This is a genomic window from Streptosporangium sp. CA-135522, assembly GCF_050949235.1.
Lineage (GTDB): Bacteria > Actinomycetota > Actinomycetes > Streptosporangiales > Streptosporangiaceae > Streptosporangium.
The window spans coordinates 3,140,513-3,154,477 of sequence record NZ_CP192026.1 but is presented as its reverse complement, the minus strand read 5'-3'; the positions used below and the strand labels follow the sequence as shown (position 1 = coordinate 3,154,477).

Below are 13,965 nucleotides of genomic sequence, written 5' to 3'. Positions count from 1 at the left end.
GCGATCGCTCAGCGGCGGCGCAGCAAGGCCAGGAACATCCCGTCGGTGCCGTGGCGGTGCGGCCAGAACTGGGCGTGCGGGCCCTCGCCCAGACCCTCCACCTCGGGGAGATAGGCGCGGGCGTCGAGGGTCTGCACGTCGTCGCGGTGGCGCAGGACGTCGCCGACCACGGCGGCGGTCTCCGCCAGGTGGGGGGAGCAGGTGACGTAGGCGACGACTCCCCCCGGGCGTACGGCCTCCAGGGCCGAGGTGAGCAGTTCGCGCTGGAGCCTGCCCAGATCCGGGAGACTGCGGGGATCGCGGCGCCAGCGGGCCTCCGGGCGACGGCGCAGGGCGCCCAGGCCGGTGCAGGGGGCGTCGACCATGACCCGGTCGAAGACCCCGGGGCGCCAGGCGGGAACCGTGCCGTCGGCGGTGACGACCACGGCCTCGCGGGTGGTCTGCCGGACCAGGCGGGCGCGGTGATACTGAAGCTCGGCGGCCAGGAGTTTGGCCCCGCCGGGGAATTCGACGGGGCCGGGAGTTCCGTCCCTCGCACCGGGCTCCCCCGCGACGGCGGACGACCCCGCGCCCTCACGGGACACGGCCCCGTCACGGACCCCGTCGCGGGCGCCGGGGCGCTCGCCGGACGCCGCCGGGGGATCCGCTCCGGCGCCGTGGGTGGCGATCGCGTCGAGGAGGCCCGCCTTGCCGCCGGGGCCCGCGCACAGATCGAGCCAGCGGGAGTCGGCGCCGACCACCGGAACGCGGGTCAGCGCCAGGGCGACGAGTTGGCTGGCCTCGTCCTGAACGGCGGCGCGCGCCTCGGCCACGGCTCTGATGGAGCCGGGGTCGCCCTCGGGCAGATAGGCGGCGTAGGGGGAGTATGCGGCCGGTTGGGCGCCGGAGGCGACGAGCTCGTCGACCGACGCGCGTCCGGGCCGGGCGACCAGGGTGACACGGGGCCGCTCGTTGTCGGCGGCCAGCAGCGCGGCCGTCTCGTCGAAGTCGCCGCCCACCGCGTCACGCATCGCGGTGACGATCCACCGGGGGTGGCTGTGCGCCACGGCCAGATGGCCGACCGGGTCGTCACCGGGGTCGGGGGCCACGATCGGCAGCCACTGCTCCAGGGAGCGGTTGGCGACCTTGCGCAACACGGCGTTGGCGTACTTCGACGCGCCGGCGCCCACGCGCAGCCGTACCAGATCGACGGTCGTGCCCACCGCGGCGTGCGGAGGGACCCGGGTCTTGAGCAACTGGTGCACACCCAGGCGGATGGCGTCGAGCAGCGGCGGGTCCAGATCCTCGGGAGCCCGGTCGCTGCAGGCCGCGATGACCTCGTCATAGGTGCCGAGACCGCGCAGGGTGCCGTAGGCGAGCTCGGTGGCCAGGCCCGCGTCCCGCCCGGACAGGCGGCGCTCGCGCAGCAGCGTGGGCATCAGCAGGTTGGCGTAGGCGTCGCGTTCGTCCACGGCGCGCAGCAGGTCGTAGGCGGCGTTACGGGCCTCGTCACGGACCGGCCGGGGCGGACGGCCGCCCCTGCCCCCGCCCGGGCTCGCCTGGCCGCCGCGCGGATGATTGCCGGAACCACGGCCGCCACCGCGCGGAGCGTGCCCGCCGTTCCCCCGATTGCTCATGATTCCTAGCCCAGCCGATCTTCGTCTGCGGGCCGCACGCCGCGGGCCCACTCTCCCGCGCTCATCAGGCGCTTGCCCTGCGGCTGCACCTCGCCCAGCTCGACCGGGTGGGTGGCCGTGCCGACCAGGACGGAGTTCTTGGTGGCCGCGATCCGCCCGGGCGCCAGGCTCGGGGCGTCGGGTGCGAGCCGTACCGGACCGAGCTTGACCCGCTGGCCGCGGAACTCCGTCCACGCGCCCGGGGCGGGCGTGCAGGCACGGATGAGGCGGTCCACCCGCATGGCGGACGCGGACCAGTCGACCCTGGCGTCGTCAACGTTGATCTTCGGGGCGAGACTCACCCCCTCGGCGGGCTGGGGCACGGCCTCCAGCTTGCCGTCCTCGATCCCGTCCAGGGTCGCCACCAGCAGTCCGGCACCGGACTCGGCGAGCCGGGCGAGCAGGTCGCCGCTGGTGTCGGCGGACCGGACCTCCTCGGTGACCACGCCGTAGACCGGGCCGGCGTCCAGCTCCTTGACGATCCGGAAGGTGGCCGCGCCGGTGATCTGGTCACCGTGGAGCACGGCGTGCTGCACCGGGGCGGCACCGCGCCAGGCGGGCAGCAGCGAGAAGTGGAGGTTGACCCAGCCCTGATGCGGGATGTCGAGTGCGGCCTGCGGCAGGAGCGCCCCGTAGGCCACCACCGGACAGCAGTCGGGGTCGATCCGCCGCAGCCGCTCCAGGAAGTCGGGGTCTGCCGCCTTCCGTGGTCTGAGGACCTCGATCCCCGCCTCCTCCGCCAGCTCGGCGACGGGGCTCGGGTGGACCTTGCGGCCCCGGCCCGACTGGGCGTCCGGCCGGGTGACGACGGCGACGACGTCATGGCGCGGCGAGTCGAGCAGGGCCCGCAGCGAGGGCAGGGCGGTGTCCGGGGTTCCGGCGAAGACCAGGCGCACGTCCCTACAGGGCCTTTCCGTGGGTGGCGTGCGGGGAGAACTTGAACGCGGGAGCCGACAACCCGCTCCACTCGGCCTCGCGGATCTCCTTCATGGCGAGCTTGCGCTGCTTGGGATCCATCCGGTCGATGAACAGCACCCCGTCCAGGTGGTCGGTCTCGTGCTGGAAGCAGCGGGCCATCAGGTCGGTGCCCTCGAGCGTGACGGGCTCGCCGTGCATGTTGAATCCCCTGGCCACGGCCCTGATCGCCCGGGGCGTCGGGAAGGACAGGCCGGGGAAGGACAGGCAGCCCTCCTCGCCCTCCTCGTCCTTGTCGTCGGAGAGGTCGAGGTTGGGGTTGATCAGGTGCCCGAGCTGCTCGTCCACGTAATAGGTGAAGACCCGCAGGCCGACCCCGATCTGCGGCGCGGCCAGACCGGCCCCGGGGGCGTCCATCATCGTGTCGGTGAGATCCTTGACGAGCCTGCGCAGCTCCTTGTCGAAGTCTTTCACCGGCTCCGCAGGTGTGCGCAGCACGGGGTCGCCGAAAAGGCGGATCGACTGAATGGTCAACAGGGCTCTCCTCACGCTTTTCGGGGATGCCCACAGTCTAAGGGCCACCGGGAGTGCCCCTCGGATCTTCCGCTCCCGCGCCGGTCCGCGCCGGGAACCGCGGGCGGCCTTCCCCGTCGTGTCCGCGGCTCCCTCCGCTCACCTCCCGGGCGGCGCTCGCCCCGCATCCGGCGCACATCACGGACGCGGCGTCCGGCCCACGCGTCGCGTCCGGCTCACGCGTCGCGTCCGGCTAGCGCGAGCGGGCCTTCATGGCCGCCTTCCGCGCGGCCTTGGCGACCGCCGCGTCACTGTGGTGGGCCCCCAGCAGGTCGAGCACGGCGATCGTGTCGGGGTGGTCCGCCAGGGTCATCTCCTCCACGACGCGGACCAGGTCCTCGCCGGGTTCGAGCATGTCGAACTCGCACATCGCCTCGGGGGCGTTGCCGAGGTGGATCAGCGAGGCGAGCGTGTCGATCGCGATCCAGGTGCTGTCGGCGGGTGTCAGGGCCGGGGCCGGCAGGTCGCGGATGTGCAGCCAGGAGGCGGCGTAGCGCCACATGGCGGGCTCGGCGAGCGCCTCCCGCAGCGGGGCCTCGGCCTCGGGGCCGAGCTCCTCCAGGATCGTGCCCACGGTGGCGCGCTGGCCGGCCGTACCGGATGCGGCGATCTTGACCAGCTCCCGGGCGGCGGCCTCGGGAATGCGCGACTCCAGCCACACGGTGACGGCGCTGGGAGCGGCGGAGCGCTTCATGATCGCATCGACCAGCTCGGCGGCGCCCAGGTCGGCGAAGACGGCGACCTCCGCCCCGGTGGGGGCGTCGTGCCCCTCACGCAGCAGATCCTGGCGGACCGCCCACATGCCCAGCGGGGTCAGCCGGGGCCGACCCGCCTCCGACTGCTCGACGAGCCCGCAGTAGCTCAGCAGCGACAGCGCGCCCTCCAGCTCACCCGGGAGCGCGGCGGCCAGCGCCCGCATGTCCGCGGGACGGGCCTCGCAGGCCACCTCGTGCGACTGCAGAATGCCCTTGACCAGGGTGGCGGGAGACAGGCCGTCGCTCACGGCGTACATCGTGGCGAGCATCTCGGCGAGGTGGTCGTCCACCACCGAGGAGCCGGTCAGGCTCTCGTCCGCGCGGTCCAGGACGTCCATGACCACGCCGTCCCAGAACTCCAGCAGCGCCGCGGGGGGCAGCTCGGCCGAGAGCGCCAGCGGGCCGGCCGTCGCCACGCCCCGGGAGATGCGCAGCATGCCGGTGTTGACCGCGACGACCCACAGCAGGTGCAGCCGCGCCGGGTTGGGCACCCCGAGCTCGGCACAGGGCAGGAAGGGATCGGGCAGCAGGCCCGCGGGAGTCACCACCCGGGTGCCGGTCCACACCGCCAGCCGCTGGGCGTCCAGCACCAGCGGGACCCGGAGCACCGCGTCGGCGAGCTCCTCGTCGGCCGCCAGCACGACCGGCGGGAAGCTCAGCACCTCGCTGTCACAACCCGGGCAGTCGCAGCCCTTGTCGTCCGCGGAGGTCGCGTCGAGCACGGCCGCGCGCGCCTCACGGGACCCCGATCCCAGCTCGTCGACCAGCCTGCGCAGTTCGCCGAGATCGAAGACGTTGCCGGTGTTCCCGCTCTTTGCCACCCGTGAAACTTACTGCACTCGAGCCACACGGGTGTACGGCTAGCCGATAGCGCGGGAGCGTGCTTTGAAAGCGGCTTTACGGGCGGCCTTGGCCACGTTCTGGTCGTTCAGGGAGCGGCCCAGCAACTCCAGGACCTCGACGACCTCGGGGTGGTCCACCCGCCACATCTCCTCGATCACGTGCGCCGGCGGCCCGGAGGCCGCCATGTTCTCGGCGAACGTCTCCGGATCGTCCTCGGCGGCGGAGATGGCCAGGGCGAGCATGTCCACGCTCATCCACAGCACCTCCTCCTGGGAGAGCGCCGGGGCGGCCAGGCCCCGGGCGGAGAGCCAGTGGACGGCGTGCGGACGCAGCTCGGCCTCGTCGAGGTATCGGCGGACCGCGGGCTCGGCGTCCGGGCCGAGCCGGTCCACGATCGTCACCGCGATGCCGCGGACGACCGACGGCGCGCCGCAGGCGGCGCCCAGCAGCTCGGTGGCGGCCTCCTGCGGCGTCCTGCCGCGCAGCCAGCCCTCGATGTCGGCCTCGGCCAGCTCGGTGGGCATCCCGGACAGCAGGCCCTCGATGAGCTCGGACGCGTCGGCGGCGGTCAGATCGGCGGCCTCGGGCGCCTCGATGCCCAGGTCGGTGTAGTGCTCCCGCAGCCCCCACACTGCCAGCGCGGTCAGCTCCAGAGTCTCCTCGCTCTGCTCGGCGACGCCGCAGTAGGCCAGGCCGCGCACGGCCTCGGCGACGTCCGCCTCCCCCTCGTCGAGCAGGCCGATCTCCTCCAGGTATTCCATGACGAGGGGGATCGGAACCGGCGCCTGCAGCCGGTAGAGCATGTCGCACAGGCCGTAGAGCTCCTCGTCGAGGGACCGGTCGCCGGTCACGGCCCCGCCGGTCTCCTTCTCCACGAGGAACTCCAGCACCGCGGCCCACGTGTCGAGCGGGTCGAAGTCCTCGCCGTCGAAGATGGCCGTTCCCTCGACCTCGACCAGGCCGGTGTGCACCGCCAGCTCCCACAGGAAGCCGGGGTCGGCCACCGCGAGCTGAGCGGTCGCCTCGGCGGCGTCACGGACCCGCAGGCGTCCCTTGACGGTCGGCCTGCGGCCTCCGGCGAGCATCCACTGCACCAGCCGCCGGGCGTCGGTCACCAGGGGCACCCGCAGGACGCTGCGGGCGAGCGTCTCGCGGGGTGCGAGCCGTACCGGGGGCAGGGGGGAGCAGCCAGGGCAGTCGCAGGACTCGGCGGCGGGTTCCTCCGCCGCCGACACCGAGACGTCGCCCTGCTCCAGGGAGTCGGCGCCCATCGCGCTGAACAGGCTTTTGGCCATGCCGAATTTGGAGGTGTCGGCGAGCGCGATCGGCATCTCGGGCTCGATCCGGTCCAGGACGACACGCATGCGCGCGGCCATCTTCCCGCCGATCTCCTCGGTCGCCAGCAGGAAGTCGACCAGTGTGCGGGCGGCCGCGACGGTCTCGGGGGCACTTTCCGGTGGGGCGATGACCTTGCGCGGGTAGATGTTGAGCAGCAGCTCCTCGAAAGTGACCGGGGTGAAATCACCCAGCTCGTTCACGTCCAAGTAATCGCTCGCGTAGTCGCAGAGCAGCCGCACCTCGTCCACGTCAACGTCCAGGCCGTGCGCGCGCCCCCACGCACGCAGATCCTCTACGGCCCGGTTTACCCATTCGATCGACACAGGGGAAAATTAACGGCTTACTGTCAGCACCGCGAATCGGGGAAACAACTCAAATCACATCGAGAGGGTCAATGCATACCCTGACCACCTCGGGAGCCTTGCGCGCCGAGCGCACCCCGACAGCCCCCTTCAGCGCGGCGGCCAGTGCCGATCCCGTCCCGCTCGGAACCCGCACCATGGCACGTTCGCGCACCTGATCGCCCTTGGGCGAGTCGATCGGGACGGGCCCGAGGACCTGCGCCCCGTCCGGCAGCACCACCTCGCCGAGCATTTCCCTGACCGCCGCGGGCGAACCGGTCAACGTGGCCATCCTTACCGCCGGGGGGAAACCTAGTTCTGTCCTGTCGGCCAGTTCCCGTTCGGCATGGGTGATGGGATCCCAGCGCAGCAACGCCTGCACGGCGGGCACCGAGGAGTCGGCCAGCACGACGAGTTCGGCCTGGGGCCGCAGCAGCGCCGCGGCGTTCATCCACCGGCGCAGCGTCTCCTCGGCGACCCGCAGGTCCGGCCGGCCGAGCATCGCCCACCCGTCCAGCAGCACGGCCGCCGCGTAACCGCCCTCGGCCACCGGTTCGGCCCCCGGGGTGGCCACCACCAGAGCGCGCGCGGCGCCCACCGTGGCGAGCACACCGTCCTTGCCCGAAGTCTTCACCCGGACCGAGGGAAAGGCGCGCCCCAGTTCCTCCGCCGTACGGCGGGCGCCGATCACCTGGGCCCGCACCCGGACGCCGCCGCAGGCCGAGCAGCGCCACCGCCCCGCGATCCGGCCGCACCAGCGGCAGTAGGGGGCGGCGTGGCCGCCGCGCAGCGCGAGCGGCCCGCTGCAGTGCCCGCAACGGGCCTGGGCCCGGCAACTCTGGCAGGCCAGCGCGGGCAGGTAACCCCGCCGGGGGACCTGCACCAGCACCGGGCCGCTCACCAGGCCGGCCCGCAGCGTCCGCCAGGCGAGGCTGGGCAGCCGGGCCGCCCGCGCCGCCTCGTCCCTTGCGAGCTCGGAGTCCTCACCGGCCGGCCGGACCTTCGGTGCCCTGGTCCGCACCGTCTCCCGGGTGGCGGAGATGGCGCCGGCCCAGCCGGTGAAGACGAGCCGGGTGGCCTCGGCGGTACGGGCGTAGCCGCCGATGAGCAGGCCCGCGCGCCCCTGGTGGGCGCGCAGCGCGAGGATCTCCCGGGCGTGCGGGTACGGCGCGAGCCGCTCGGCGTGCAGATCGTCACCGTCGTCCCAGATCACCGCCAGCCCGAGATCCCTGACCGGTGCGAACGCCGCCCCCCTGGTGCCGACGACGGCGCGCGTCTGCCCCCGGGACACTCGCAGCCACCGGCGGTAGCGCTCGGCGGGGCCGAGATCGGCGGTGAGCGCCACGTGCGTCCCGGACCCCAGCACGGCGCTCAGCGCCGCGTCGGCCAGCGCGACGTCCTTGCCGTCGGGAAGCACCACGAGCGCGCCCCTGCCGCTTCGGAGGGTCTCCCGTACGGCCACCGCGACCGCCCTCGCCCACTGCGGACCGTCCTCCGTACCGGGCAGCGCGGTCCACACCGCGCGGGGCGAGCGTCCGTCGGTGAGAGCCGCCAAGAACGCCTCGCCGTCCGGATAGTCCGCCCAGGGGCCCGGATGGTGTCCCTCGGCGTCCCACTCCGGCGAGGGCGAGGGCGAGGGGACGACCTCGGCCTCCACTCGGGCATGGCGGGGCGGAACGGCCAGGCGCAGGACGTCGGCCAGGGTTCCGGCGTACCGGTCGGCCACGGCGCGGGCCAGCAGGGCGATCTCAGGGCTGAGCACCGGCTCGGGCGAGACCACCTTCTCCAGCCGGGCCAGCTTGCCCTCGTGCTCGCTGGCGTCAGAACGCTCCAGCAGGAAACCGTCGACGAGCTTTCCCGCGAACCGGACCCTGACCCGGCACCCCGGCACCGCGTCGGCGTCCATCGGAGCCGGGACGACGTAGTCGAAGGGCCGGTCCAGATGCGGTAGCGGAGTGTCCACGGCGACCCGTGCGATCGGCAGCGCGGCGGCGGGCTCCGGCACCCCCTTGGCCGGCTTGGCGGCAACGGGCGCGGGCCGCTCACGGACGGCGTCGAGCGACAGCAAGGCACCGTCGTCCGGTGAGGGGCTGGCGTGGGTCACCCACTTGTCCTACCAGATCCCGGGGGCGGTCAAGGCGCCCGGCCGCTCGTCCTGCCAGATCACGAGGCGGTCGACGCCCCCCGCCGGCGGAGCACTCCGGCGTCTGCGCGCACCGCCGGACACCGGCGAACGCCCGCCGTACATCCGGTACGGCGAAGGCGATCGGCCAGTGGGGTAACGCCCGACACAGGAGCACTCCGGCGTCAGATCAGGCGGAAGGGGACCCCTCCCTCGGCACCACCCGACCGCTGCGGAACATCGGAGCACACGGTTCCCCACTGGCCTCGGCCATCATGCCCCCCGTCGCCGGTGTCCCGCATCGGGTGATGTGCCTATACGGACGCGCCTATGTGGAGGGCCGGCAGTCGTGCTCGGTCACCCACGCGGCCACCTGGGTGCGGGAGGTCAGGCCCCCCTTGGCGAGGATGTTGCGGACGTGCGCGTCCACGGTGCGCTTGGCGATGTCCAGCCGCGCGGCGATCATCGGGTTCGACAACCCCTCGGTGATCAGCTCGGCCACCTGGAGCTCCCTGGCGCTCAGCGTGCCGGTGACCGCCCGAGCCACCCGGCCCGTATGGCCGGCGCACAGGGGCCGCCCCGCACCCCGCAGCGGCTCCTGTACGGCCGGCCGCCACCGGCCCCCGGACGGCTCCACCCCGATCTCCCGGTAGGCCTCCAGCATCCGGTGGCGGCCTCCCGGCTCACGGAGCACGATCGAGCGCTCGACCAGGGACGCCAGAACCGGCGCGACCCGCTCCGCTCCCAGCTCGGCCCCGCAGGCCTGCTCGGCGGCGGCCAGGTCGAAGGCTCCGGGCAGCGCCGACAACAGGGCCCACAGCTTGCGTTGCTCGTCGTCGCAGAGCCGGTGGCTCCACTGCACCGACGCCCGCAGGTCCCGGTGACGCGGCAGCACGGTCCTGCTGATCCCGGTCAGCACGGTGAAGCGGTGCCGCAGCCGCTCCAGCAGGTCCCGGGCCGACAGGGAACGCATCCGGGTGGCGGCGAGCTCGATCGCCAGCGGCAGCCCGTCCAGCCTGCCGCAGATCTCGGCGACCACCGGCGCGACGGCCGGTGTCAGCGAGAAGGCGGGATCGGCGGCCACCGCCCGGTCCTCGAACAGCCGCATGGCCGAGGGCATCGGCAGCGGCGCCAGCTCCAGCACCCGCTCCCCCGGCAGGCCCAGCGGCTGGCGGCTGGTGGCGACCACCGCGAGCCCGGGCGCCCCGGCGAGCAGGGCCGGCACCAGCCGTGCCACCTCGCCGAGCAGGTGCTCGCAGGTGTCGAGCACGACCAGCGACCGCCGGGCGCCCAGCGCCGCCGTGATCCGCGACGCCGAAGGTGGAGCGCCCGGTTCCGATTCCGACGCGATCGGCGACGCCGAAGGCCGGCCGCCGTGTTCGGGCACCGACGCGATCCGCGACTTCGAAGGCGAAGTGCCCGGTTGCAGGGCCGCGGCGACGGCGGCCACCGGATCTGCGGCGCCGGACAGCTCGACCCGCCAGACTCCGCCGGTGAAGCCGCGGCGCAGGATGTCGGCCAGGCGCAGGGCCGTGCGGGTCTTGCCCACCCCGGCGGGGCCGGTGACCGTCAGGAGCCTGGCGGCGGCGAGGTGGTCCAGGCCCTCGGCCAGTTCCTCGGCCCGTCCCACGAAGCTGGACAGGTCCACGGGAAGGTTCCCCGGCCGCCGCGCCATTTTCGCCCCCATGTTCGCCGAAACGCTACCAGCAGATGATCATGTGTTCTCCGCCGCGGCCGGGCTCCCCCTCCGCCGGGTCGCCCAGGCCGCGACCTGGGCGCGCGCCGAGAAGCCGAGTTTGGCCAGGATGTGCTCGACGTGGGAGTCGACGGTCCGCTGGACGATCATGAGCCGGTGGGCGATCTGCCGGTTGGTCATCCCCTCGGCGACCAGCTCGGCGACCTCCCACTCCCTGCGGGTGAGCGGTGCCCGGCCGGAGTCGCGCCGTACGGCGCCGCCCTCGGCCGTCTCCTCGCCGAGCGCATAGGCGATGGCCCCCTCCAGGCCGAGCGCGGTCCCCTCGCGGGCCGCCTGGTCGAACTCCCGGCGCGACAGGCCTCGCCTGACCAGCTCGACGCAGCGGGCGCCGTCTCGGGCCATCATCGGGTAGCCCTGCCGCAGCAGGCCCCTGTCCCGCCATCCGGTGTGCGCCGCGCCGAGCAGCCGTCCCGCCCTGGCCAGGTCACCCTGGTCCGCCGCGGCGCAGGCCAGCAGGTCCAGGCAGAACACGATCGCCATGGCGTCGGAGAAGTGCCTTTTGACCCGCAGCGAGTCCCGCGCGTGCGCGACGGCCCGGGCGGCGTCCCCTTCGGCCTGGGCGACCAGTCCCAGCCCGTAGTCGGCGTAGGCGCGCGCCCACGAGTCTCCGCGTTCCTCGCAGAGTGCCCGGCAGCGCAGGAACATCTCCCTGGAGGCCGCGATCTCACCTCGCCAGATCAGGCTCAGGCCCAGCTCGACCATCGCCGGCAGCAGCACCCCCGGAAGTCGCGTGCCGGGGCCGAGACGCTCCACCACGGCGCCCAGCCTGGCCTCCGCACCGGTCAGATCCCCTTCGATGACGGCCAGGGTGCCGCTCAACTTGAGCAGGAAGAGGCGGACCGGGTCGCTGTCGTGCGAGGACTGCTCCCTGCACCGTTCCAGCAGCAGCCGCGCCTGATCCAGATGGCCCCGGGCGATGGCGATGTAGGCGAGCACCAGCGTCGCCCACGACCACGGCTCGGTCCCGGGCCGGGAGCGTGCGAGCAGCCGCTCCAGGTGGTGGTGGCCCTCGCGGAGCATGCCGCAGGCGATCCAGAGGTACCACAGGGTCGCGGCCATGTTCAGGCCCGTCTCGTGCTCGTCCGGGTCCTCGGCGCACAGGTCGAGGGCCGCGCGGATGTTGGGCCAGTCACGCCGGATCCGGCCCCACCGCTCCACCTGGTCGACGCCCGGACCGATTCTGCGTCCCCGGCGTGCCGACTCGACGTAGTGGCTCAGGTGGCGGCGGCGCAGCCGCTCCCGGTCCCCGCTCTCCAGCAGCCTGGCGGCGCCGTACTCCCGGATGATGTCCAGCAGCCGGTAGACCGTGCCGTCGCCGCGCTTGACCGGGATCACGATGGACTTGTCCACCAGACCGAGCAGCGCGGGAAGGACCCGCTCGGCGGGCAGGGCCTCGTCGGAACAGACGCTCTCGGCCGCGGCGGCGTCGAAGGCCGAGACGAAGACCGGCAGCCGTGACCAGAGCAGCCGCTCGTCGTCGGTGCACAACCGGTGGCTCCATTCGACGGTGGCGCCCACGGTCGGGTGCCGCCCGCCCGCCGTACGGCCCGACAGCAGCCACGGTCCGTCGTCGAGCAGGTCGAGGATCCGGCCGAGCGGGAGCGTGCGCATCCGGACGGCGACCAGCTCGATGGCCAGCGGTATGCCGTCGAGCCTGGCGCAGACCTCGGCGACCTCCCGGGCGTTCTCACCGGTGAGCGTGTAGCCCGGGTCCACGGCCCTGACCCGGTCGAGGAAGAGCGCCACCGAGTCGCATCGGGAGAGCGCGGCGACCGATTCCACCGCGTGCGGGTCCAGCAGGGGCATCGGCGCGAGTGCCACGATGTGCTCCCCGGGAACGCCGAGCGACTGCCTGCTGGTGGCCAGGATCCGCAGCCGGGGGCTGTTCTCCAGCAGGGTCTGCGCCAGCCGGGCGCAGGCGTCCACAAGGTGCTCGCAGGTGTCGAGGATCAGCAGGGTCTGCCGGTCGCGGAGATGGTCGGCCAGCGCCTCGGCATCCGGGCGGTCGGACAGGTCCGCCATGTCCAACGCCTGGGCCACCGCCTCTTCGAGATGACCGGGATCACCCACCCCGGCCAGTTCCACGAACCGGACGCCGTCGGCGAAGGCCCTGCGCACCCCGGAGGCGGCTTCGACGGCCACCCTGGATTTGCCGATGCCCGCGACTCCGGTGACGGTGACCAGCCTGGAGCCCTGAAGCAGCCGCCTGACCTGGCGGACCTCTTTTCTGCGCCCCACGAAGCCGGTGCTCTCCACCGGTAGTCCGCCTGTCCCCGAGCGTCCGCTCACGTCTCTCCCCAAGATCTCAAAAATAGAGAAGCTACACAGGAGATGACGGCTCAGGCCCACCGGCGGTGGTCAAGGGCCGGCCGAGGACGGCCGGAGGCGGCCACCGGCCGTCGTCACGGGGCGGATCCGGCGTCCGGGCGGGCCCGTCTATCGTGGGCGGCTGACTCTCACGGGAAGGACGAGGATTCATGAGCGTTCACTTCGGCGTCGTGCCCGCCCGGACGGCCGGCGCATGATCGGTCACGAGGCGCCCGGTCCCGGGGGCGGCGCCGCCGGATCCGTGATGCGGACTCCCCCGCCGGCCGGGGCCGCGCTGCCCTACAACGGGGGACGCCTGGACCGGGCGGGCGCCCGGCGCGGCGATCCCGCCTGGGTGCGGGCGTGCCGCACGGACCCGGCGAGCGTCGCGATCCCGCTGTGGCGGGACAGGTGCCTGGTCGAGGGCACGACTCCGGTGACGCTGGCCGCGGCCGCGGCCGGCGAGGCGTCGACCTTCCTCGGCCTGGAAGGTGAGCGCGCGGTGTTCGCCGTCGACCTGTCCGCGCTCGACGAGCGGGAGGCGCTGCGCGTGGCGGGCGCCTCGGGCAGCGCCGACGTGCGCGAGCTGTTTTCCACGCTCGACGCCGAGCGGGCCGCCATCCTGGCCTACGCGCGCGGCATCCTGCGGTGGAATCGCGACCAGCGTTTCTGCGGCGCCTGCGGCGGCGGCACCGACAGCCGCGACGGGGGCCACCTGCGGGTGTGCCTGACGTGCGACAAACCGCTGTTCCCGCGGATCGAGCCCGCGGTGATCGTCCTGGTGGAGGCTCCGGGAGAGCCCCGCCGATGCCTGCTGGGCAGGCACCGCGCCTCGACCACGGGGGCCTATTCCACCCTGGCCGGTTTCGTCGAGATCGGCGAGAGCCTGGAGGACGCGGTGCGCAGGGAGGTGTTCGAGGAGGCCGGGGTGCGGGTGCACCGCGTCGACTACCTCGCCTCGCAGTCCTGGCCGTTCCCCGCCGGTCTGATGCTCGGGTTCAGGGCCACGGCGCTGTCGGAGGAGATCCACGTCGACGGCGACGAGGTCGTCGAGGCCCGCTGGTTCACCGCCGCGCAGGTCGCCGAGATGCGGTCCGCGCAGATCGAGCGCGGCGCCCACCGCGGGGACTCGATCGAGCAGTTCCTGATCGACTCGTGGATGCGCTCTCCCGCGGTCCGCACATAGGCCGCGCCCCGGGACTCGTCCTCGTCGTGATCGTCGCCGTCCTCGTCACCCTCGTCGCCTGGGCCGCTTCGCGGTCGGGGCGGCCGGCGACACCCGTCCCGACCATGGGACGGGCGCTGCCGGCACGGGCTCATGCGGCCTCACCGGCAGCGGAAGGAGGAGGAACGGCGACGC

General features: G+C 73.5%; 9 protein-coding genes. 1 reads left to right on the top strand and 8 read right to left on the bottom strand.

Annotated elements, in window-relative coordinates; translation table 11 throughout:
* Positions 1-8: 8 nt before the first annotated feature.
* The 8 genes from ACQPYK_RS14930 to ACQPYK_RS14895 form a co-directional block, all read right to left on the bottom strand.
* Entirely contained in the window at positions 9-1,616 is a 1,608-nt protein-coding gene (locus tag ACQPYK_RS14930) for an RsmB/NOP family class I SAM-dependent RNA methyltransferase (RefSeq protein WP_433255511.1), read from the bottom strand.
* A 5-nt stretch (positions 1,617-1,621) separates the two neighbouring features.
* Complete coding sequence (gene fmt, locus ACQPYK_RS14925) at positions 1,622-2,551, bottom strand: methionyl-tRNA formyltransferase (protein WP_433255508.1); 930 nt, start codon at positions 2,549-2,551, stop codon at positions 1,622-1,624.
* 4 nt (positions 2,552-2,555) lie between these two features.
* On the bottom strand, positions 2,556-3,104 hold the full coding sequence (def, locus tag ACQPYK_RS14920; RefSeq protein ID WP_433255505.1) for a peptide deformylase: 549 nt from the start codon (positions 3,102-3,104) through the stop codon (positions 2,556-2,558).
* 232 nt (positions 3,105-3,336) lie between these two features.
* Positions 3,337-4,719 (bottom strand): hypothetical protein, encoded by a 1,383-nt coding sequence (locus ACQPYK_RS14915; protein WP_433255502.1) that lies wholly within the window; start codon positions 4,717-4,719, stop codon positions 3,337-3,339.
* A gap of 39 nt (positions 4,720-4,758) precedes the next feature.
* Entirely contained in the window at positions 4,759-6,402 is a 1,644-nt protein-coding gene (locus ACQPYK_RS14910) for a hypothetical protein (protein ID WP_433255499.1), read from the bottom strand.
* 49 nt (positions 6,403-6,451) lie between these two features.
* Positions 6,452-8,524 (bottom strand): primosomal protein N', encoded by a 2,073-nt coding sequence (locus ACQPYK_RS14905; protein ID WP_433255496.1) that lies wholly within the window; start codon positions 8,522-8,524, stop codon positions 6,452-6,454.
* 346 nt (positions 8,525-8,870) lie between these two features.
* Positions 8,871-10,190 carry a LuxR C-terminal-related transcriptional regulator gene (locus ACQPYK_RS14900; RefSeq protein ID WP_433255493.1) on the bottom strand — a complete coding sequence of 440 codons (1,320 nt, stop codon included), beginning with the start codon at positions 10,188-10,190 and terminating at the stop codon, positions 8,871-8,873.
* Between the two features lie 66 nt (positions 10,191-10,256).
* Positions 10,257-12,587 carry an ATP-binding protein gene (locus ACQPYK_RS14895; RefSeq protein ID WP_433255491.1) on the bottom strand — a complete coding sequence of 777 codons (2,331 nt, stop codon included), beginning with the start codon at positions 12,585-12,587 and terminating at the stop codon, positions 10,257-10,259.
* Positions 12,588-12,870: 283 nt separating this feature from the next.
* Between ACQPYK_RS14895 and nudC the strand changes: the two genes are divergently transcribed.
* Complete coding sequence (gene nudC, locus ACQPYK_RS14890) at positions 12,871-13,791, top strand: NAD(+) diphosphatase (protein WP_433255489.1); 921 nt, start codon at positions 12,871-12,873, stop codon at positions 13,789-13,791.
* Positions 13,792-13,965: the final 174 nt, after the last annotated feature.

Bases quoted from the DNA above. Each gene is read 5' to 3' on its own strand.
- ACQPYK_RS14930 (WP_433255511.1), bottom strand. From the start codon at position 1,616: ATGAGCAATCGGGGGAACGGCGGGCACGCTCCGCGCGGTGGCGGCCGT.
- nudC (WP_433255489.1), top strand. From the start codon at position 12,871: ATGCGGACTCCCCCGCCGGCCGGGGCCGCGCTGCCCTACAACGGGGGA.